Below are 20,932 nucleotides of genomic sequence, written 5' to 3' on the forward strand. Positions count from 1 at the left end.
ACTTCGCGCCCCGAGCACCGAAAGGCACCGACGCACCATGCGCCTCAAGCCCTCCACCCGCACCCGCACCCGCACCCGCACCCGCACCCGCACCCGCACCACCGTCCTCGCCTCCACGGTGATCATCGCGCTCAGCGTGCTCACTCCCACTGCCGCGGCGGCTCAGGCGCCGTTGCCGCTGCCCCTCCCGGTCGGCGAGCCGCTGGTGACCGTGGAGGGACCGCTCATCAACAACCTCACTCTGCCCATGCCGAAGTAGCCCGCCGCGTGCGGTAGCTGTCCCCTTCGAGCCGGACGACCTCGGCGTGGTGGGCGAGCCGGTCGGCCATCGCCGGTGCGGCTCCGCCGCCGAAGACCTCGTCCCAGCGGCCGAGCGGGCGGTCGCTGGTCACGATCAGCGAGGCGCGCTCGTAGCGGTGCGCGACGAGTTGGAAGAAGAGGTGGGCCGTGTCCGCGTCGAAGGGGGCGTAGCCGACCTCGTCGACGATCAGCACGGCGTGGGCGTCGAGCGCGGTCAGTTCCTCGGCCAGCCGGCCCTCGGCGCGGGCGGCGGACAGCCGGGCGGCCCACTCCGCGGCGGTCGCGAACAGCACCCGGTGACCGGCCTCGCAGGCGCGGATGCCGAGTCCGGTCGCGAGATGCGTCTTGCCGGTGCCGGGGGCGCCGACGAACACGACGTTCCGCCGGGCGGTGACGAAGTCCAGCTTGCCGAGCCGGGCCACGGTCTCCCGGTCGAACGAGCGCGGGTGGTCCTCGTCGAACTCCTCCAGCAGCTTGCGGAACGGGAACCCGGCGGCACGGATCCGGGACTCGGCGCCCGTCTCGTACGCGGCCGGGGTGCGCTGTGCCTGGGCGGGAACCGGGACCGGGGCGATCCTTCCCGCACCCCGTACGTCGGCCGGCGGCACGGGAGGCGCGGGAGGCGCGGGCGGCATCGAGAGCTCGTGCCCGGCGCTCCGGTGCTCACCGCGCACTCCGGGCTCCCCGTGCCCGTTGCCGTGCCCGTTGCCGTGCCCGTGCTGTTCCGCGCGCTCCTTGTGTGCCTGGTCCGCGCGCATCGCCATCGGCCCCGACATGTACGCCAGGATCGCCGCCGACACGATGAAGGCCATGTGGATCACCGTGCCCCACAGCAGGGCGTGGCGCGAGGTGTGGTGGACGTCCACGAACATCTGGAGCAGATGGACGGAGGAGATGCCCACGATGGCGGTGGCGAGCTTGACCTTCAGTACGTTGGAGTTGACGTGGGAGAGCCACTCGGGCTGGTCCCGGTGGCCCTGGAGGCCGATGCGCGACACGAAGGTCTCATAGCCGCCGACGATCACCATGATCAGCAGGTTCGCGATCATGACGACGTCGACAAGTTTGAGGACCGCGAGCATCACGTACGTCTCGGTCGCCTGCCCTGTCACGCAGCGGAGAATTAAACCCCACAGCTCCTTGAAGAACTTGTAGACGTAGACGCCCTGGGCCGCCACGAGCCCGAAGTACAGCGGCGCCTGAAGCCAGCGCGTCGCGAACAGGGCGTACCCGAGCGTCGCTGTCGTCGGGGAGGCTGGGGACGTGAGGGACTGGCTGCGACCGGGCAAGGGGCTCACTCCAGGGCTACGGCACGGGCTGTGACCTGCACGGTTCGCCATTCTGCGCATTCAGTGCCGTATATCCGAATTCCGGCCACTCATTGGAGTGGATAGACATCCCATACGACGTGACGCGGACGTCACCCCGATCCCTGCCGGCCCGCACCCGCGATCGGGCACACTTGACGTTTGGCCGAGCAGTGCCACCTTGAAAGGCAGCCGCGCGTGAATGGTCCACTCATCGTCCAGAGCGACAAGACCCTCCTGCTCGAAGTCGACCACGAGCAGGCCGACGACTGCCGCCGGGCGATCGCGCCGTTCGCGGAGCTGGAGCGGGCTCCCGAGCACATCCACACCTACCGCGTGACCCCGCTCGGCCTGTGGAACGCGCGCGCGGCCGGGCACGACGCCGAACAGGTCGTCGACGCGCTGGTGCAGTACAGCCGGTACCCGGTGCCGCACGCGCTGCTGGTGGACGTCGCGGAGACGATGGACCGCTACGGCCGGCTGACCATCGCCAAGCACCCGGCCCACGGACTCGTCCTCACCACCACCGACCGGCCGGTCCTGGAGGAGATCCTGCGGTCGAAGAAGATCGCCCCGCTGGTCGGCGCCCGGATCGACCCGGACACCGTCGCCGTGCACCCCTCCGAGCGCGGGCAGATCAAGCAGGTGCTGCTGAAGCTGGGCTGGCCGGCCGAGGACCTCGCCGGGTACGTGGACGGCGAGGCGCACCCGATCGAGCTGGCCGAGGACGGCTGGGCGCTGCGCCCGTACCAGAAGCAGGCGGTGGAGAACTTCTGGCACGGCGGCTCGGGGGTGGTCGTGCTCCCCTGTGGCGCGGGCAAGACGCTGGTCGGGGCCGGGTCCATGGCACAGGCCAAGGCGACCACGCTCATTCTCGTCACGAACACCGTCTCCGCCCGGCAGTGGAAGCACGAGCTGGTGCGGCGCACCTCGCTGACCGAGGACGAGATCGGCGAGTACAGCGGGACGAGGAAGGAGATCCGCCCGGTCACCATCGCGACGTACCAGGTGCTGACGACGAAGCGGAAGGGCATCTACCCGCATCTGGAGCTCTTCGACTCCCGCGACTGGGGCCTGATCGTCTACGACGAGGTGCACCTGCTGCCCGCGCCGGTCTTCAAGTTCACCGCCGATCTTCAGGCGCGCCGGCGGCTCGGGCTGACGGCGACGCTCGTACGGGAGGACGGCCGCGAGTCGGACGTGTTCTCGCTGATCGGGCCCAAGCGGTTCGACGCGCCGTGGAAGGAGATCGAGGCGCAGGGGTACATCGCGCCGGCCGACTGCGTGGAGGTCCGGGTCAACCTCACGGACCGCGAGCGGCTCGCGTACGCGACCGCCGAGACCGAGGAGAAGTACCGCTACTGCGCGACGACCGAGACGAAGCGGAGGGTGGCGGAGGCGCTGGTGCGCCGCTTCGCCGGGCAGCAGATCCTCGTCATCGGGCAGTACATCGACCAACTCGACGAGCTGGGCGAGCACTTGAACGCTCCGGTGATCAAGGGCGAGACCAGCAACGCCCAGCGGGAGAAGCTCTTCGACGCGTTCCGTGAGGGCGAGATCAGCGTGCTGGTGGTGTCCAAGGTCGCGAACTTCTCGATCGACCTGCCGGAGGCGACGGTCGCGATCCAGGTGTCCGGCACGTTCGGGTCACGGCAGGAGGAGGCGCAGCGCCTCGGCCGCGTCCTGCGCCCCAAGGCGGACGGCCACCAGGCCCACTTCTACTCCGTGGTGGCCCGCGACACCATCGACCAGGACTTCGCGGCCCACCGCCAGCGTTTCCTGGCCGAACAGGGCTACGCGTACCGGATCGTGGACGCGGACGAACTCCTGACGGAGAGCTGAGCTCGGTCACGGAAGCGGGCGTCGCCTCAGCGGCGGCGTACGCCCGCCTCGTCCGTGTACTCACCCAGCACGGCCACCTCGAAAGCGGCGCCGGCGAACACCTTGATCGCACGCAGCGCGTCGCCCAGCCAGTGGCGGTGGTGGTGGCCGTCTTCGACGGCGGTCGCTCCGGGCGGCGGACCGTGCCGGGAGGGAATCGGGGAGAAGGTCGCTGCACTCATATGTCCATGATGCGATCGTTGCCCCCCGAATGGCGTCGGTCCGGGGAGGGAATCTTCTCGGCCGCTCGATCCCTCTCAGGTCTGCCGTCCCGTACGCCTCTGAGGTGAGGCGATCCCCTAAAGATCCCTAGGGATACGGCATCCGAACCCCGAGCCCATCGGAGTTCCGAGCCCGGGGGCGCAATTAATCCATTCGCCGCCGCGCCCTCGTCTCCCCTACAATCTCCGCTCTTGCCCGCCTCCCTTTCGGAGTGCTGCCGCCCGGACGGAAACCGGACGGCACAGCCACACGTTCCCGCGTCATCACACACGGCAGTCGACCGGTCACGCGCCCGCGGTACGCCCCGCGCCACCGGTCGGCCACGCCGTCACGCCCGGAGGCAGAACTCGTGTCCACCCAGTCCGCCGATCCCGCCCGCCCCGACGACCCGAGGGCCGTCCACGGCACCTCCGGACCCGCCAACGCCGATCCCACCGATCCGCTCGCCCGCGAACGCGCCCACCTCTCCTCCTCCCGGGCCGCGCTCCGGACCATGCGGGAGGACGTGGAGTCGCTCGACATCCGTGACGTCACCGCGAACTGGGTGAACGCGGAGGCTCTCCAGCACCAGATCAGCGAGCGCATCAAGGCCCTCGCCGACCTCAGCGACACGCCGCTGTTCTTCGGCCGCCTCGACTACCTCCACGCTCCGGGCGCCGAGCAGGCCGAGGGTGCGGATGGGGAGCGCCCGCAGCCGGAGGCTGCTTATCAGACACTGCATATCGGGCGCCGTCATGTACACGATGCCGCCGGTGACCCCATGGTCATCGACTGGCGCGCGCCCGTGTCGCAGCCGTTCTACCGGGCGTCCAAGCGGGACCCGATGGACATCGGCCTGCGCCGCCGTTTCGGCTACACGGGCGGCGACCTCACCGCGTACGAGGACGAGCACCTGTCCGACCCCGCAGAGGCGGCCACCACCAGCAAGCTGCTCCAGCAGGAGATCGAGCGCCCGCGCGTCGGTCCGATGCGCGACATCGTGGCGACCATCCAGCCCGAGCAGGACGAAATCGTACGGAGCGGGCTGGCGGGCACGGTCTGTGTGCAGGGCGGTCCGGGCACCGGGAAGACGGCCGTCGGCCTGCACCGCGTCGCGTATCTGCTCTACGCCTTCCGCGAGCGCCTCGCCCGCACGGGCACCCTCGTCATCGGACCGAACCGTTCCTTCCTCCACTACATCGAGCAGGTGCTGCCCGCGCTGGGCGAGTTGGAGGTGAAACAGGCAACCGTCGACGACCTCGTGGCACACGTAGAGGTGCGCGGCACCGACGACGCGGCCGCCGCCGTCGTCAAGGGCGACGCCCGGATGGCGGAGGTGCTGCGCCGCGCCATGCGCTCGCACGTCACGATGCCCACCGAGCAGGTGGTCGTGGTGCGCGGCTCGCGTCGCTGGCGCGTCCCGGCGTACGAACTCGAAGACATCGTCCGGGAGTTGCTGGAGCGCGACATGCGCTACGGCGCCGCCCGCGAGGCTCTGCCCCAGCGGATCGCGCACGCGGTGCTCGTCCAGATGGAGCGCTCGGGCGAGGCGCCGGACGACCGCGTCCAGGATGCCGTGGCCCGCAACTCCGCGGTGAAGGCGGCCGTCAAGGCGATCTGGCCGCCCGTCGACCCCGCGAAACTGGTGCTGCGCCTCCTCGCGGACGCGGACTACCTCGCCGTGCACGCGGACGGCGTCCTCACGGACGACGAGCAGAAGACGATCCTGTGGGCCAGGCCGGCCCGGAGCGTCAAGTCGGCCAAGTGGTCCGCGGCCGACGCCGTACTGATCGACGAGGCGACCGACCTCGTCCAGCGCACCCACTCGCTCGGCCATGTCGTGCTCGACGAGGCGCAGGACCTCTCCCCCATGCAGTACCGCGCGGTGGGCCGCCGCTGCACCACCGGGTCCGCGACCGTGCTCGGCGACCTCGCACAGGGCACCACGCCCTGGGCGACGCGGAGTTGGGAGGAGGCGCTGGCCCACCTCGGCAAGGGCGACGCCGTCGTCGAGGAGCTCACGGCCGGCTTCCGCGTCCCCACGGACGTGATCACGTACGCCTCCCGTCTGCTTCCCCACATCGCGCCGGGGCTGGCCCCGGTGGCGTCGGTCCGCGAGAACCCGGGGTTCTTCGAGCTCCGTACGATCACGCCCGGTACCGACGGGGACGAGGGCGACGACGGGGACGCCCAAGTCGTCGCCGCCTGCGAGGAGTTGCTGCGCCAGGAGGGCTCGGTCGGTCTCATCGCCGCCGACGCCCGCGTCCCCGCCCTCACCGAGGCGCTCTCGGCGGCGGGCATCGCCCATCTCGACCCCGGCGAGGAGACGACGCCCGAGAGGCGCCTCACCCTGGTCCCCGCCTCGCTGGCCAAGGGCCTGGAGTACGACTACGTGGTCCTGGACGAGCCCCGGGCGGTCGTCGACGGCGAACCCGACGAACGCACCGGCCTGCGCCGCCTCTACGTGGCGCTGACCCGTGCGGTGTCGGGCCTGATCGTGACGCACGCGGCAGGGCTGCCCCCACAACTCGCGTGATGGTCAGGTGTCCAGTGCCGTACGCCACTCCCGTACGGCACGGGCGGCGACCGGTGCGCTCCAGCCTCCCGGGCGGGCGGCGCCCCCGATGTGGAAGGCGTCGACGCCGGCCGCACGCAGCTCCGGGACGTGGTCGAGGCGGAGGCCGCCGCCCGCCATGAGCCGCTGGGTGTAGCCGGGCTCGCCACGCCGGGCGGCCTCGGTGAGCAGGACGGGCAGCCCGGCGTCGACGCCCTCGACGGAACCCGCGGTCAGGTACGTGTCGAGCCCTGGCTGATCCGCGAGCTGCTTGCGCAGGGCGTCGCGGTCGGCGGCGCGGTCGACGGCCCGGTGGAAGGTCCACCGGCACCCGTCCAACTGCGCCACCAGCCGCTCCACAGCACCGAGATCGGGCCCACCGACCTCGTCCAGGAAACCGAACACGAACGCGTCGGCCCCGGCGGCGCGCATGTCCCACACGACCCGAACCAACGCGTCCACGTCCCCCGCCGCGAACCCGTCCGCCGCTCTCAGCATCACCCGCACCGGGATGTCCACGGCCGCCCTGACCTCGGCGAACGTCCCGACCTCCGGCGTGAGGCCGTCCGCGCCCATGTCGGTGACCAGCTCCAGCCTGTCGGCCCCTCCGGCCTGGGCGGCGACCGCGTCCTCGACGTCGAGGGCGATCACTTCCAGGAGCGCACGCGTGGTCATGGGACCCCTTCCCGTGGATTCCCCAGCTGGTACAGGTCTAGTCCAATCTCAAGAGTACGGGGGATCAGCGGATCAGCCGAAGAGGTTGAGATCGGCCTCCACCGTTCCCGCCAGCTCGTACCGCGCCCCGGCCAACGGGCGCCCCGAGTACAGCCGTACGAGGGTTGCCGCGTCGCCGAGGTAGCGGGCGGGCGACCGCTCCCCGGAGGGCGCACCGAGCAGCAGCGGCTCGTCCACGTCGTCGAGGTCGGCGTGCAGGGCGAGGTGCCCCCGTTCACGGCTGAGCCACGCCAACAGCTCCAGGGCGGGCTCCACCTGGCCTCCCCCGTACGCGCCGGGTACGCCCCATGCGTCACGTACGTCCCCCGCGTGCACCCACTCCCCGAGGGCGATCCCGTCCAGCGCGCCGCCTGCCCCGGCGATCACCGGCCCGGCCTCGGTCATGCCCCGCTCCAGCTCGTCCACGATCCGCGCCACCGGCCAGCCGTCCCGCTCGGCGATGTCGCGGTCGTTCGACTCCGGGCTGAAGACCCCCTCCTCGAACCGGTTCTCCACCACCCGCGACAACGCGGCCGAGCAGTGCGCGAGTACGTGCCGCACGGTCCAGCCCGGACAGCAGGTCCCGGCCGCGAAGTCCCCCTCCGGGCGCCCCCGCAGGAGGGGAATCAGCACGTCCCGCTCTGCCGTCAGCAGTCGGCCGGGGAGTTCCGGGTCCCGTTCGTCGTGTGCGCCAACAGTAGTCATGAGGCCACGCTAGTGCCGTACGGCAGGCTCCCGCCGGGACGAGTAGAGCCGCTGGCCCTTCACCAGGGGCTGCTCGGGCACGTGCCCCCGCCACAGCACCACGCCGTGACGCCGCTCCCAGTACGTCGCGTACGCCCACTTGATGAGCCGCTCCGGCACGAACAGCAGCGGGAAGAATGCCATCAGGGGATCCAATATCAGGCCCATCGCCGTGGACATCACCACCAAGAGGACGAGGGAGGACCAGTCGAAGCTCTGGCGGAGAGACGTCTCCAGCGCGCGCCGTACCGTGCCGGGGTCCGCCACGGGAACCGCGCTCTCGAAGTCCTGCTTCTCACCGCCGAACCACGTCAACCGGGTGCAGGCGAGCACCCCGTTCAGAGCGGCGAACGCCATGACGACGGTCGACAACAGCTGCAGGTCGGCATCGATACTCGGAGGAACATCGCGCACGCCGAAGACCACGGGCACGGTGACGGCCAGGGCACACACCGCCTCGACCACGGTCATCGCCTCATGGTGGACATACCTGTGCATGTGGCTCCCCCCTCCGCACCCGCCTCCCCGCAGGCGGCTGCCGCACCCCACACGGCACCACTATGCATACGGCGCCCGCCCCGGCAAGCGCTTCGTCCGCGGCACCCCCGAACCGTCAGCTGCCCTTGGCCTCCGGTTCACCAGGCCGGTCGTTCACCCGGCTCGTTCACCCGGCTCGTCCACAATGGCCCCATGGCCGACCGCGACGCCCTCGACGCCCTCGACGCCCTCCGCTCCCGCTGGCTGACCGCCCTGCTCGCGGCGCGTGACGGCGCCTGTCACCCCGCCCCGAACCCGTACGCCGACGACCTGCTGAAGCGCTGGTCGGAGCCGCAGCGCCGGTACCACACGCTCGACCATCTGGCAGCCGTCCTGGACCGTATCGACGAGTTGGAGGAGTACGCCGACGACCCGCACGCCGTCCGGCTGGCGGCCTGGTTCCACGACGCGGTGTACCTGCCGGATCGGTCCACGAACGAGGAGCGTTCGGCGCGGCTCGCCGAGCGTGCGCTGCCCGAGGCCGGGGTCCCGCAGGAGACGACGGACGAGGTCGCCCGCCTGGTCCGGCTGACCGTCACCCACGATCCCGCCGACGACGACGCCAACGGGGCCGTCCTCTGCGACGCGGATCTGGCCGTCCTGGCCTGGCCCCCGGAGTCGTACGCCCGGTACGCGGCCGCCGTCCGCGAGGAGTACTCCTTCGTTCCGGACGACGCCTTCCGTACGGGCCGGGCGGCCGTACTGCGTCAACTCCTCGACCTGCCACGACTGTTCCGGACGCCGTACGGGGAACGGGAGTGGGAGGCGCCGGCCCGCCGGAACATCGTGGCCGAGATCGAGCGGCTCAGCGGCGGGTCCTAAGGGGTTCTGAGGGGGCCTGAGGGGGCCTGAGCGGCGGACGGTCCGGCGGACGGCGGTGCCAGTCACCGTCCGCCGGGGGGGGGAATGCCCGTCCCGCTACCGGCGTTGCCCTCGTACATGCCCTCCCGCTCTCCGTCCCGCAGCGGCACCGACCGCTCCCGCATGCCCCTCGCCGTCTACGTGCTCGGTCTGTCCGTCTTCGCCCTCGGCACCAGCGAGTTCATGCTTTCCGGGCTGCTGCCGCCCCTCGCGGAGGACATGGGGGTGAGCATCCCCCGGGCGGGGCTGCTGATCTCGGCGTTCGCGATCGGGATGGTGGTCGGGGCGCCGCTGCTCGCCGTGGCCACGCTCCGGCTGCCCCGCCGTACGACCCTGATCACGCTGATCACCGTCTTCGGGTTCGGTCAGGTCGCGGGAGCCCTCGCGCCCAACTACACGGTTCTCTTCGCCTCCAGGGTCGTAAGCGCCCTGGCCTGTGCGGGGTTCTGGGCGGTGGGGGCCGCCGTGGCGGTGGCGATGGTGCCGGTCGGCGCGCGGGCCCGCGCGCTCGCCGTGATGATCGGCGGGTTGTCGATCGCGAACGTCCTGGGTGTCCCGGCGGGCGCCTTCCTCGGGGAGCACTTCGGCTGGCGTTCGGCGTTCTGGGCCGTGGCCGTCGCCAGCGGGATCGCGCTCGTCGGAGTGGTCAGCCTGATCCCGGCCCTGCCCGTGCCCGACGAGCGGCCCCGGCTGCGGCAGGAGGTCCGGATCTACCGCGACCCACAGGTCTGGCTCTCCGTGTCCGTCGTGGCGCTGGCCGCCGGCGGGGTCTTCTGCGCGTTCAGCTATCTCGCGCCGTTGCTCACGGACGTCGCAGGGCTCGACGACGGCTGGGTGCCGACCGTGCTCGCGCTCTTCGGGATCGGCGCGCTGACCGGTACGGCGATCGGCGGGCGGATCGCCGACGCCCACCTGTTCGGCGTGCTGCTCAGCGGCATCGCCGCCTCGACGGTCCTCCTCGTCGTGCTGGCCCTCCTCGGCGAGTACGCGGTCCTCACCGTCGCCCTCTCCTTCCTCCTCGGCGTCTCCAGCTTCTACACCGCGCCCGCGCTCAACGCCCGGCTGTTCAACGTCGCGGGCGCCGCCCCCACCCTCGCCGGAGCCACCACCACCGCCGCCTTCAACCTCGGCAACACCGGCGGCCCCTGGCTCGGCGGCGCGGTCATCGACGCGGGGTTCGGCTTCGCGTCCACGGCCTGGGCGGGCGCCGGCCTCACGGCGACGGCCATCGGCGCGACGGCGGTCTCGCTGCGGCTGCACCGCCGCGCGTCTCCCGCGTCGCGCGTGGTAGCGGGCACACCCGACCGAGCCGATAAACCCGTACGTACGGACACGTGATCGCCTCTATCCTCGCCGCCATGCGACCAATGGGTGGGGACCAGGTAGAGGAAGCCGTCGGACACGCGCTCGCGCTGCTGCGTACCGCGACGGACCGGGACTGGGAGGGCACCAGGGCGGGCCGTCTGGAGTGGAGTTGCCGTGCGACGGCCGAGCACGTGGCCTCGGACCTCATCGCGTACGCGGGACAGTTGGCCGGACGCGCGACCAAGGCATACGTGCCCTTCGAGCTGACCTTGGAGGACGGCGCCGACACCGCGGGCATGCTCGACGTGATCGAGACGACGGGCACCCTGCTCGCGGTGACCGTCCGGGCAACCCCGCGTGATGTGCGCGCCTTCCACCCGTACCCCTTCCGCGCCGCCGACCGCGAGGGTTTTGCCGCAATGGGTGTGGTGGAGGTGCTGCTGCACACCCACGACATCGCCGAGGGCCTCGGCCTGTCGTACGAGCCACCCGCCGAGCTCTGCCAGAACATCCTCACCCGCCTCTTCCCGCACGTCCGGCCCGGCCCCGAACCCTGGCCCACCCTCCTGTGGGCCACCGGCCGCGGCGACCTGCCCGGCCGTGCCCCGGTCACCGCGTGGCGCTGGAACAACCCCCTGGTCGTCCCCGCCGAGCGGCTCGCCCTGCACGGCGTCACCCCGGCCGCGGCCGCCGATCTGGCCGCGGGCGGCACGGGCGGCTTCGAGTGGATCGAGGGCGGCCCGGTCGAGGGCACCCGCGAGGGCGCGGGCATGATCATGAAGCTGTACGAGACGGGGACGCTTCGCGCCGAGTGGGGCATGTACGTCCTGGTCCGCACCGAGGACGGCCGCGCCCTCGGCGCCCTCGGCTTCCACGCCGCTCCCGACGAGGAGGGCCGCACGGAGATCGGTTACGACCTCGTCGAGGCGGCCCGCGGCCACGGCTACGCCACGGAGGCGCTGCGCACGCTGGCCGACTGGGCGCGGGGCCGCGAGGACGTCCGCTCGCTGTTCGCGGTGGTCGACAAGGACAACGTCCCGTCGCAGGGGGTCGTCACCCGGTCCGGGTTCACGCGGGTCAGCGACGACGGGGAACGGTTCGCCTACGAACTGCGGCTGCGGTCCTGAGAGTGGCCGCGGTCCCAGCCTCCGGGCGAGGGAGCCTCACCGGCGTACGTGCCGGGAGCAGCGCCGGCGTACGTGCCGGGAGCAGCGCCGGTGTTCCCGCGCCGCTTCGGCCGGCGCAGGCCCGCTTGTGTGAGCCTGCGCAGCAGTTCCTTCGGGCCCACTTCCACGGCACCCGCGCGCACCACGTCCGCGTAGCGGTGGGACGGGATGTCGTAGTGGTCGCGTTCGAAGGCGCGCTCGGGTATGCCCAGGTCCCGTGCGAACGCGTGGAGTTCGTCGTACGACTCGTCGCTGACGAGGTGCGACCACATACGGCCGTGGCCGGGCCAGGTGGGCGGGTCGATGTAGATCGTCACGAGGTCGTCGTCCCGCCTGCCGCCGATCCCAGCGAGCCCAGCGCCGCGACCTTCACGCCCGCCTTGTGACAGACCCAGTGGGGGTCGGCACCCAGTTCGGGCTCGACGTCGAGGGCGTGTGGGTCGCCGGAGCCGCACACCGGGCACAGGGGCCAGCGCCCGTACCGCTCCAGCAGCGCGTCCTGGACGTCCTGCGCGACGAGTCCGGCCACGTACCCCGCGCCCTCGGGCCACTGCTCGACCCACCACCGGCGCTCGACGACCGAGTCCTCGACCAGCGAGACGACATCCGCCTCGGCGACCTCGCCGGCGACCAGATCTGCGAGTACGAGGGCACGAGCGGCGTGCAGCGCCTGCTCCAGGGGGCTGATGGGATCCCCGATGGGATCGCCGGTGAGGTCCATGCCCCCATTGTGCTCACCCTTGACCGTACGGCAGCTCGGAAAATATCTTTCAGAGTGTGAGCAACAAAGTGAAGGAAATTTTCGGGGGCGCCGCGCCACCGGCTCCCGCCGCCCTCGCGGCCAAGGTGCGCACACTCGCTCCGTCCATGACCAGATCCATGCAGCGGGTCGCCGAGGCCGTCGCCGGTGACCCGGCGGGCTGCGCTGCCCTCACCGTCACGGGACTCGCCGAGCTCACCGGCACCAGCGAGGCGACCGTCGTCCGTACGGCCCGGCTGCTCGGCTATCCGGGTTACCGGGACCTGCGCCTCGCGCTCGCCGGGCTCGCCGCGCAGCAGCAGTCGGGCCGTGCGCCCGCCGTCACCGCCGACATCGCGGTCGACGACCCCATCGCCGACGTGGTGGCGAAGCTCGCGTACGACGAGCAGCAGACCCTCGCCGACACCGCGGCCGCACTCGACACGATCCAGCTCGGCGCGGCGGTCACCGCGCTGGCGGGGGCCCGGCGGGTCGACGTGTACGGCGTGGGTGCGTCCGGGCTCGTCGCCCAGGACCTCACGCAGAAGCTGCTGCGCATAGGGCTCATAGCCCATGCGCACAGCGACCCGCACCTCGCCGTCACCAACGCGGTGCAGCTCGCCGCCAAGGACGTGGCGATCGCGATCACGCACTCGGGTTCGACGGGCGACGTCATCGAGCCGTTGCGGGTCGCGTTCGAGCACGGGGCGACGACGATCGCCATCACCGGGCGCCCCGACGGTCCCGTCAGTCAGTACGCCGACCATGTGCTCACCACGTCCACGGCCCGGGAGAGCGAGCTGCGGCCGGCGGCGATGTCGTCCCGGACGAGTCAGCTGCTGGTCGTGGACTGCCTGTTCGTCGGGGTGGCGCAGCGGACGTACGAGACGGCGGCGCCGGCGCTGTCCGCGTCGTACGAGGCGTTGGCGCATCGGCACAGGAGTGGGCCGCGGTAGCGCTCCGCCGGAGACCGGAGCACCGGCCGCACGGCCACACTGGCCGCCGTGGCCGCTGTGGCCGCTGTGGCCGCTGTGGCCGCTGTGGCCGCTGTGGCCGCTGTGGCCGCTGTGGCCGCTGTGGCCGCTGTAGGACTGAAACGCCCCTGAAGGGGCGCACTCGCGCACCCGCACCGTACGAAATGAGCCGTTGCCATGACCTCCCCCACCAACGCCGCCTCCCCCGATCACCCCGACTTGAAAGCAGATCACCCCGACTTGAAAGTCGATCACCGCGACCTGAAAACCGATCACCGTGACCTGAAGGCCGAGCTGGAGACCCTCACCACCGAGGCGTTCCGCCCGGAGCTGGCCGAGATCGACCGGCTGCCCACCCTCGACATCGCGCGGCTCATGAACGGGGAGGACGTGACGGTACCGGCTGCCGTCGCCGAGCAGTTGCCCCGGATCGCCGCCGCCATCGACGCCGTCGCCGAGCGGATGGAGCGCGGCGGCCGGCTCGTCTACGCGGGCGCGGGCACCGCCGGGCGGCTGGGCGTACTGGACGCCTCCGAGTGCCCGCCGACCTTCAACACGGACCCGTCCCGCGTGGTCGGCCTGATCGCGGGCGGCCCCGAGGCCATGGTCACCTCGGTCGAGGGCGCCGAGGACTCCAGGGAACTGGCGCGGGCCGACCTCGACGCGCTCGCCCTGACTCCCGCCGACACGGTGGTGGGCGTCTCGGCCTCCGGCCGCACCCCGTACGCGCTCGGCGCGGTGGAGTACGCCCGTGACCGGGGGGCGTTGACCATCGGCCTGTCCTGCAACGCGGACAGCGCACTCGCGGCGGCCGCGGACCACGGCATCGAGGTCGTGGTGGGCCCGGAGCTGCTCACGGGTTCGACGCGGCTGAAGGCGGGCACGGCGCAGAAGCTGGTCCTGAACATGCTCTCGACGATCACGATGATCCGCCTGGGCAAGACGTACGGGAACCTGATGGTGGACGTCCGCGCCTCGAACGAGAAGCTCCGCGCCCGCTCCCGCCGCATCGTGGCCCTGGCGACGGGGGCGTCGGACGAGGAGATCGAACGGGCCCTCGCGGCAACGGACGGCGAGGTCAAGAACGCGATCCTCACGATCCTCGGCGGGGTCGACGGACCGACGGCGGCCCGCCTCCTGGAGGAGAGCGAGGGACATCTGCGGGCGGCGCTGGAGGCGGCGGACAGGTGAGCGAAAATACCGGGCAGATTACCCAACTCCCTTGTTAGCGTTGCCGATTGGCCATGCACACGGAGGCGGCCGAAGGGGCGGAGACGGCAGATGGCATCGACCACGACCACCACGTTTCGGATCGGCGGAGACCTTGAGGTGGGGCGACTCGGACTGGGCGCCATGCACCTGTCCGCCGAACCCGCCGACACCCGCGCGGCCTCCCTCGCGCTCGCCCGGCGGGCCGTGGAGCTGGGCGTCACGCTGATCGACACGGCCCACCTGTACGGCTGGGGAGCCAACGAGGAACTCCTCGCCGAGGCCCTGCACCCGTACCCGAAGGACCTGCTCGTCACCACCAAGATCGGCATCTCACGGCAGCCGTCGGGCGAGGCACGGCTGGACGGGCGGCCCGAGGTCCTGCGCCACCAGGTGGACGAGGCACTGCGCCGACTCCGCGTCGAGCGGATCGAACTGCTCCAACTGCACCGCATCGACCCGGAGACGCCCCTCGCCGACCAGCTCGGCACGCTGCGGGAGCTCCAGACCGAGGGCAAGGTGGGCCGGATCGGGCTCTCGGAGGTCACCGTCGCCGAACTCGACCAGGCGCGGGAGATCGTCGACGTCGTGAGCGTGCAGAACCGCTACAACCTGCTCGACCGCGAACACGACCCGGTTCTCGACGCGTGCACGGCGGCGAACATCGCGTTCCTGCCGTGGCGGCCCGTCGCCCACGGCACGTCGGGTGAGCGGGCCGAGGTCGCCGCCGTGGCGGCCGAGCTGGGCGTGACCGCCACCCAGGTCGCGCTCGCATGGCTGCTCGACCGCTCTCCGGTCGTCCTCCCGATCCCGAGCACCACCCGCACCGCCCACCTGGAGGAGAACCTCGCGGCGACCGGCCTGCGACTGAGCCAGTCCCAGCGCGACCGCCTCGACAGGCTGACCGTCGGCTGACCGGGGAGGCATAGCCCTCGCTGTGGGCTGTCAGTGGTCCATGCCATGCTCGACCACGACAGCAGGACACCGTCCGAGGAGGTGTCCGAGGAGGAGACGACCACGGTGAACCACGCACAGCTGACCGCCCTGGGCCGAGCCCTGCGCCTCCTCGGCGAGCACGGTGACGCCCTGACGTCCACCACCCCCGACGCCAAGCTGCACGAGGTCAAGGCCGACCTCCGGCGCGCCCTGGACCTGCTGGACGAGACGGTCACGACCGCGGCGCCCACGACGCGCTGCGCCGAGCACCCGAACGGCCCGGTGGACGAGGACGCCCCCGACCGCTGCCTCCTGTGCGAGACCCGCCGCCGCGCCGCCCGCCGCGCCCAGCTCAACGGCGCGTACGGGCCACCGCGCCCCACGGCTCCCACGGACCCCGGCTCGTCCCGCTACGGCATACGCGGCGACCGCCCCCAGCCTCAGCAGCGCTGGCTCCCGGAGGCGTGGAACGGCCAGGCGTGGCAGCTCTGCGGCACCCCACGCCGCGACCGCCGCGAGGCCGAGCTCTACCTGGCCGCCGAACGCCGCGGCCCCCGCCCGGCGACGGCATACCGCCTGGTCCACGAGTTCACGGACTACGAGGTGCTGCGGGTGTGGGGCGAGCCGGTGCGAGTGGACATCGAGCCGATGGGCAATCCGTAACGCCGCGCCGCTCGACCGACGCGCTTCTCACGGCCTGCGCACTCTCGCCGGGGCCGCCCGCTTCTTGGCCAGTGTCGTGCTTCCGCGAGCCGAGTAAAGGGCGCTCCGCTGACGCTCCGCGTCGCCTTCGGCGATCGGCCTACGGCCGACCCTTGACTCGGCTCGCTCCAGCACGGGGAAGAAGCGAGCGGGCGGCCCGGAAAGACGGGGGCCCAGCGAGTTTGCGCTTGAGCTGGGTCGAGAAGTGGGCCAAGGCTGACGCGCGCGACCGCGCCTCGCACGCACGCCGGCTGAGTTCGGCGACTTACGGCCGGTCACCGAGACGGCCACGCCACCCAGCACCACGAACGCAGCGCCGACCACGAGCACGGTCGGCAATGAACGCCCATGCATGGGTAATTGGCAGATTTGGGCCACCCGAGGCAGGTAAAAGCCCAGGGGCTGGACGCTCGACGGTGGCCCAAATCTGCCAATTACCCTTCGGAACAGGGCTGGTGTGACAGGTGAGGTGGCGAGGTCTCGTCTCGCCGTCCGTGTCCCTCGCGCCCGCCCTCGCACCGCAGCTCACCCCCACCCGCTGTACGCCGCCAAACCCACCCGGCGTGCATGCGAGACGCGGTCGCGCCCGTCAACTCCGGCCGGCAATGCAGCCCACGCCACGCGCCTCCCACCCTGGGCCCCCGTTTTCCTGGGCGCCCGCTCGCTTCTCACCCGTGCTGGAACGGCCCGGGTCAAGGGTGGCCCGGAGGGCCATCGCCGAAGGCGACGCGGAGCGGCAGCGGAGCGCCCTTGATGCGGGCCGTGGAAGCACGACACTGGCAAAGAAGCGGGCGCCCTCACGGCCACCTGAAGGCCGCCAGAGCTCGTGCGGCGGTGGTCGACGGCGAGAAGGGTCACGCGTGGCGAAGTGCGACTGACACGAGCCCGGAGGGGCCAAACGGAGGGGACCAAACGGAGCAAGCGGTCACGAACTGACCTATATGGGTCCTAGCGTGTGGCCATACCGACGGAACAGGAATCCACGGAGGGCCACACCATGAACGACACCTTGATCACCAGCGAGCGCACCGACGAACGCTCCGACGAGCGCACCGACCTGCTCGACACCCTGGCCAAGCACCGGCACTTCCTGCGCTTCACCACCCGCGACCTCACCGACGAGCAGGCCGGCCTGCGGACCACCGCCGGCGAACTCTGTCTGGGCGGACTGATCAAGCACGTCACGTCGGCGGAACGCAGCTGGGTGGACTTCATCCGGAACGGCCCCTCGGCGATGGGCGACTTCACCGCGATGACCGAGGCCGACTGGGCCCGGCGGGCCGACGAGTTCAAGATGCTGCCCGGTGACACGCTGGCCGGTGTGCTGGCCGCGTACGAGGAAGTGGCCCGGGAGACAGACGAGTTGATCGCCTCCCTGCCCGATCTCGACGCTACCCGACCGCTGCCGAAGGCCCCTTGGTTCGAGCCCGGGGCCCGGTGGTCGGCCCGCAGGACGCTGCTGCACATCATCGCCGAGACCGCCCAGCACGCCGGCCACGCCGACATCATCCGGGAGTCCCTGGACGGCGCCAAGACGATGGGCTGACCGTTGTGTTCCGTCACGGCGTCTCTGTGTTCCGTCACGGCGTCTCGCGGACCCTGTCCACCACCCCCACGTCCAGCACCGCCTGTTCCGTTGAACCCAGGTAGGTCAGGTCCGAGGAGCGGAACACCCAGGTCGTGCGCTCGTCGTCGTCCGACGTGATGGTGAGGCCGATGCCCTCGCGGCCCGCGGCGTCTCGTGCCGTGTCCACCGCGACGACCCCGGGCAGCTTCGCCACCGCGCGGTAGAGCGCCGCGCTCTTCTCGGGGAGCAGGGTGGCCGTGTCGAGCATGTCGCCCACGGCCTCGAAGACGGCCTCCTGCTCGGTCGGCCCGTGGCCCCCGGCATCCTCGTAGAGCTTGTCCACCAGCTTGTCGGGGTCGGTGGGCAGTGCCGCCAGCTCGCGGTAGGTCGACACGTTCCGGTCCGCCTCGGCGCGACCGGTCCCGGGGGGTGTGTTCGTCGGCGGGCCGGAGACCACTTCCTGGCGGATGTAGCCGTCGCGGGTGCCGTCCACGGACGTCCAGTCCTCGCGTCGGACCTGCCAGGTGCCCACCACGCGGAAGGAGTTGCCGTACCTTCTCACGGCCTCCTGGGAGCCTTCCGTCTTGACGTAGACGAACTGGTCGTCACGGATCGTCGTGGCCGGTGCCGTTGCCGCGGCGCCGGCCAGGCGGTCCAGGAGTTCCACCGCCTGCCGGTGCCGGGCCTGGTCCACCTGAGGGCCGAAGAGATCGGTGAGCGCTCCGGTCACCGCCACACCGGCCACCATGGTTCCGGCCAGTGCCGTGGGCAGCGCCACCTTCAGCCACTTGGGGCGGGGGCGGGCGGGGCGAGCTCCGTCTTCGAGATCGCGCCGGAACTCCTGGGCCAGCCGGCTCCTGAGCGCCCGGTGCCGCTCGCCGGGGAGCGCGGGGGCGTCCGCGGGCGGAAGGGCCGCGTGCAGACCGGACACGAGGTCCTGCTCGTCCTCGCCGTGCGGCGTGGAGATCTTCATCGGTTCGTCTCCTCGGTCGTGTGGGTGGCGGCCCTGCGGCCCGCGTTCTGTGTCTGTCCGGGCGTCTGTCCGGGCGTCTGTCCGGGCGTCTGTCCGGGCGTCTGTCCGGGCGTCTGTCCGGGTGTCCGTCCGGGTGTCCGTCCGGCCGCTCCCGGATACCGCGTCGTCCTGCGTGCCCTGACCAGTTCCGACTCGGTCTGGGCGCGCAGTCGCGTCCGTGCCCGGGACAGCCTGGAGCGGACCGTCCCGGGAGAGACGCCGAGCGCCTCGGCGGCGGCCGCGGAGTCCAGGCCGGACCAGACGCAGAGCATCACCACCTCCCGCTCGTGCCGTCGCAGACGGTCCAACGCGGCCCGTGCGGCGGCGAGTTGTTCGACGTTGGCGATGCGGCCGACCACCTCGTCGGCGAAGTCGGGCACGGTGTCGTGGAGGTGGACGCGGGCCAGCGCGTTCCGGTGCCGACGCAGGGCACGGGACTGGTTGCGCAGGACGTTCACACAGATCCCGAGCAGCCAGGGCAGGAGGGCGTCTCCGTCCGGGTGCACGCTCTGCCGCAGCCGCCATGCCTCCAGAAAGGTCAGCGAGACGATGTCCTCGGCCTGCCCCCAGTCGCCCGTGCCGCGCGCCGCCAGCCGGTGGACGGCCGGGGCACACTGGTCGAAGAGTTCCGCGAAGGCATCGGGATCACCGGCTCTCACCCGAGCACGTAGTGAAGGTTCCATGCCCGGTTCTGTCCACCCGCCTCCGACTGCTGCGTGATCCGCGTCACGTACGATGCCCCGCGTCCCCGCCCCGGCCGTCCTCCTTTCGTCCGTCCTCCTTTCGTCCGTCCTCCGTTCGACTGCCCTCCGTTCGACCGCCCTCTGATGCACAGGACGGCTGACGCCAGACGAGCGTGTACCGCCAGAACAGCCGACGACGCAGCCGGGCGCCGGGGAGCACGCGGCTCGCCTCCCGGAGGATGTCGCCGAATCCCGTCTCCGCCGGCCGGGTCACCGCGGCCATGGAGAACGGCCGCGGCACCCTGCGCCCCCTGCTCCTGACCCAGCCCACCACGACGTTCGCCGGGACGGAGACGAGGGCGAGCAGATGGTCCCCGAGGGTCTCCGTGCGAGCCAGGCCGACCACCACCAGCGTCCCGCCGGGCCTCAGCCGCCCACGGAAGCGAGCGAGCGCCTGGCTCAGGGGCAGGTGGTGCAGGACGGCAACGCAGGTGATGACGTCGTACGACCCGCCAGGGGCCCCCGTCCAGCGCGTCCGCGACGGTGTAGGTCACCGGAGCACCGGCCGGAGTCAGCTCCCGAGCCCGCTCGACGATCTCCGGATCCGCGTCGATCCCGTGCACCTCGCTCGCCCGCGCCGCCAGCAGCCGGGCCAGGTCCCCACTCCCGCACCCGACGTCCAGCGCACGGTCGGAGCGCGGGGGCAACTGTCGCAGGAGCCACGGGTGGTAGTACGCGTTGTGGTCCCAGGGGTGCTCGGCGTTGAAGCGGTACAGCGCTTGCAGGAGGCGGTTCGGCAAGAGCGTCATCTGGCCAGTTCACCAGAGGAGCACGAGCGAATTGCCCCTCAGGCACGACGGGGGAGGAGCCAAAGCGGTCAGGAACTGACCTACATGGGTCCTAGCGTGTGGCCATACCGACGGAACAGACATCCACGGAGGGCCCACGCCATGAACGCCACCGCAACCCTGGCCACCGACGAGCGCACCGACCTGCTGGACACCCTGGCCAAGCACCGGCACTTCCTGCGCTTCACCACCCGCGACCTCACCGACGAGCAGGCCGGCCTGCGGACCACCGCCGGCGAACTCTGTCTGGGCGGACTGATCAAGCACGTCACGTCGGTGGAACGCAGCTGGGCGGACTTCATCCGCAACGGCCCCTCGGCGATGGGCGACTTCACCGCGATGACCGAGGCCGACTGGGCCCGGCGGGCCGACGAGTTCAAGATGCTGCCCGGTGACACGCTGGCCGGTGTGCTGGCCGAGTACGAGGAAGTGGCCCGGGGGACCGACGAGTTGATCGCGTCCCTGCCCGACCTGGACGCCGCCCAGCCGCTGCCCAAGGCCCCTTGGTTCCAGCCCCAGGCACATTGGTCGGCTCGCAGGGTGCTCCTGCACATCATCGCCGAGACCGCCCAGCACGCCGGTCACGCCGACATCATCCGGGAGTCCCTGGACGGCGCCAAGACGATGGGCTGACCGCCTCCCGGGGGCTCAAGTCCCCGGTTCCGAGCCCTCTTTTCAAGGCCGCCGGGAGC

The 20,932-nt window shown here is 71.6% G+C and carries 20 protein-coding genes and 2 pseudogenes; 12 read left to right on the forward strand and 10 right to left on the reverse strand.

The genetic code is table 11. The features are described from left to right. Positions 1-37 precede the first annotated feature (37 nt). Entirely contained in the window at positions 38-259 is a 222-nt protein-coding gene (locus E0500_RS06575; RefSeq protein WP_131568709.1) for a hypothetical protein, read from the forward strand. On the opposite strand, the gene istB is transcribed toward E0500_RS06575, so the two are convergent. After that, entirely contained in the window at positions 237-1,589 is a 1,353-nt protein-coding gene (gene istB / locus E0500_RS06580; protein ID WP_131568707.1) for an IS21-like element helper ATPase IstB, read from the reverse strand. The genes E0500_RS06575 and istB overlap by 23 nt on opposite strands. 216 nt (positions 1,590-1,805) lie before the next feature. Here istB and E0500_RS06585 point away from each other — a divergent pair, with 216 nt between their 5' ends. After that, complete coding sequence (locus E0500_RS06585) at positions 1,806-3,449, forward strand: DNA repair helicase XPB (protein ID WP_131568705.1); 1,644 nt, start codon at positions 1,806-1,808, stop codon at positions 3,447-3,449. A gap of 26 nt (positions 3,450-3,475) precedes the next feature. Here E0500_RS06585 and E0500_RS06590 read toward each other — a convergent pair whose 3' ends face one another. Next, positions 3,476-3,670, reverse strand: a complete 195-nt coding sequence (locus E0500_RS06590) for a hypothetical protein (RefSeq protein ID WP_131568703.1) — start codon at positions 3,668-3,670, stop codon at positions 3,476-3,478. A 389-nt stretch (positions 3,671-4,059) separates the two neighbouring features. Here E0500_RS06590 and E0500_RS06595 point away from each other — a divergent pair, with 389 nt between their 5' ends. Next, a complete protein-coding gene (locus E0500_RS06595) occupies positions 4,060-6,225 on the forward strand; it encodes an ATP-binding domain-containing protein (protein WP_131568701.1) in 2,166 nt (721 codons plus the stop codon). A 3-nt stretch (positions 6,226-6,228) separates the two neighbouring features. Here E0500_RS06595 and E0500_RS06600 read toward each other — a convergent pair whose 3' ends face one another. From E0500_RS06600 to E0500_RS06610, 3 genes are all read right to left on the reverse strand, one after another. Then, positions 6,229-6,918: a copper homeostasis protein CutC gene (locus E0500_RS06600; RefSeq protein WP_131568699.1), complete on the reverse strand. Its 690-nt coding sequence runs from the start codon at positions 6,916-6,918 to the stop codon at positions 6,229-6,231. A gap of 72 nt (positions 6,919-6,990) precedes the next feature. Beyond that, a complete protein-coding gene (locus tag E0500_RS06605) occupies positions 6,991-7,662 on the reverse strand; it encodes a maleylpyruvate isomerase family mycothiol-dependent enzyme (protein ID WP_131568697.1) in 672 nt (223 codons plus the stop codon). A gap of 9 nt (positions 7,663-7,671) precedes the next feature. Then, positions 7,672-8,199: a hypothetical protein gene (locus tag E0500_RS06610; RefSeq protein WP_131568695.1), complete on the reverse strand. Its 528-nt coding sequence runs from the start codon at positions 8,197-8,199 to the stop codon at positions 7,672-7,674. Between the two features lie 192 nt (positions 8,200-8,391). Between E0500_RS06610 and E0500_RS06615 the strand changes: the two genes are divergently transcribed. The 3 genes from E0500_RS06615 to E0500_RS06625 all read left to right on the forward strand — a co-directional run bounded on the left by E0500_RS06615 (position 8,392) and on the right by E0500_RS06625 (position 11,531). Next, complete coding sequence (locus E0500_RS06615; protein WP_131568694.1) at positions 8,392-9,060, forward strand: hypothetical protein; 669 nt, start codon at positions 8,392-8,394, stop codon at positions 9,058-9,060. A gap of 162 nt (positions 9,061-9,222) precedes the next feature. Continuing rightward, a complete protein-coding gene (locus tag E0500_RS06620) occupies positions 9,223-10,437 on the forward strand; it encodes a Cmx/CmrA family chloramphenicol efflux MFS transporter (RefSeq protein ID WP_131568721.1) in 1,215 nt (404 codons plus the stop codon). Positions 10,438-10,457: 20 nt separating this feature from the next. After that, a complete protein-coding gene (locus E0500_RS06625; protein ID WP_131568692.1) occupies positions 10,458-11,531 on the forward strand; it encodes a GNAT family N-acetyltransferase in 1,074 nt (357 codons plus the stop codon). A 98-nt stretch (positions 11,532-11,629) separates the two neighbouring features. On the opposite strand, the pseudogene E0500_RS43580 reads toward E0500_RS06625, so the two are convergent. Both E0500_RS43580 and E0500_RS06635 read right to left on the reverse strand, forming a co-directional pair. Then, positions 11,630-11,887, reverse strand: a pseudogene (locus tag E0500_RS43580) (DUF4031 domain-containing protein); the annotation flags it as partial. Continuing rightward, positions 11,884-12,291 carry a hypothetical protein gene (locus E0500_RS06635; protein ID WP_131568688.1) on the reverse strand — a complete coding sequence of 136 codons (408 nt, stop codon included), beginning with the start codon at positions 12,289-12,291 and terminating at the stop codon, positions 11,884-11,886. The gene E0500_RS06635 and the pseudogene E0500_RS43580, both read right to left, overlap by 4 nt. Before the next feature lie 56 nt (positions 12,292-12,347). On the opposite strand from E0500_RS06635, the gene E0500_RS06640 reads away from it, so the two are divergent. The 5 genes from E0500_RS06640 to E0500_RS06660 all read left to right on the forward strand — a co-directional run bounded on the left by E0500_RS06640 (position 12,348) and on the right by E0500_RS06660 (position 17,676). Continuing rightward, positions 12,348-13,265: a MurR/RpiR family transcriptional regulator gene (locus tag E0500_RS06640; RefSeq protein WP_131568686.1), complete on the forward strand. Its 918-nt coding sequence runs from the start codon at positions 12,348-12,350 to the stop codon at positions 13,263-13,265. A 195-nt stretch (positions 13,266-13,460) separates the two neighbouring features. Further along, positions 13,461-14,474 (forward strand): N-acetylmuramic acid 6-phosphate etherase, encoded by a 1,014-nt coding sequence (murQ, locus tag E0500_RS06645; RefSeq protein WP_131568684.1) that lies wholly within the window; start codon positions 13,461-13,463, stop codon positions 14,472-14,474. 90 nt (positions 14,475-14,564) lie between these two features. Continuing rightward, positions 14,565-15,407 carry an aldo/keto reductase gene (locus E0500_RS06650; protein ID WP_131568682.1) on the forward strand — a complete coding sequence of 281 codons (843 nt, stop codon included), beginning with the start codon at positions 14,565-14,567 and terminating at the stop codon, positions 15,405-15,407. A 105-nt stretch (positions 15,408-15,512) separates the two neighbouring features. Next, positions 15,513-16,091, forward strand: a complete 579-nt coding sequence (locus tag E0500_RS06655) for a hypothetical protein (protein WP_131568719.1) — start codon at positions 15,513-15,515, stop codon at positions 16,089-16,091. A gap of 1,036 nt (positions 16,092-17,127) precedes the next feature. Then, on the forward strand, positions 17,128-17,676 hold the full coding sequence (locus E0500_RS06660) for a DinB family protein (RefSeq protein ID WP_181586895.1): 549 nt from the start codon (positions 17,128-17,130) through the stop codon (positions 17,674-17,676). A 34-nt stretch (positions 17,677-17,710) separates the two neighbouring features. Here the strand turns inward: E0500_RS06660 and E0500_RS06665 are convergent, their stop codons facing one another. The 3 genes and pseudogenes from E0500_RS06665 to E0500_RS06675 form a co-directional block, all read right to left on the reverse strand. After that, on the reverse strand, positions 17,711-18,670 hold the full coding sequence (locus tag E0500_RS06665; protein ID WP_131572253.1) for a CU044_5270 family protein: 960 nt from the start codon (positions 18,668-18,670) through the stop codon (positions 17,711-17,713). Continuing rightward, the gene (locus E0500_RS06670; protein ID WP_399118697.1) at positions 18,667-19,368 is read right to left on the reverse strand and encodes a sigma-70 family RNA polymerase sigma factor; all 702 of its coding nucleotides are present in this window, start codon (positions 19,366-19,368) and stop codon (positions 18,667-18,669) included. Before E0500_RS06670 ends, E0500_RS06665 begins: the two co-directional genes overlap by 4 nt. A 181-nt stretch (positions 19,369-19,549) precedes the next feature. Next, a pseudogene (locus tag E0500_RS06675) lies at positions 19,550-20,201 on the reverse strand (class I SAM-dependent methyltransferase); the annotation flags it as partial. A gap of 141 nt (positions 20,202-20,342) precedes the next feature. Between E0500_RS06675 and E0500_RS06680 the strand changes: the two are divergent. Beyond that, positions 20,343-20,873, forward strand: a complete 531-nt coding sequence (locus E0500_RS06680) for a DinB family protein (protein WP_181586896.1) — start codon at positions 20,343-20,345, stop codon at positions 20,871-20,873. Positions 20,874-20,932: the final 59 nt, after the last annotated feature.

This window comes from Streptomyces sp. KM273126, assembly GCF_004337435.2.
Classification (GTDB): Bacteria; Actinomycetota; Actinomycetes; order Streptomycetales; family Streptomycetaceae; genus Streptomyces; species Streptomyces acidicola.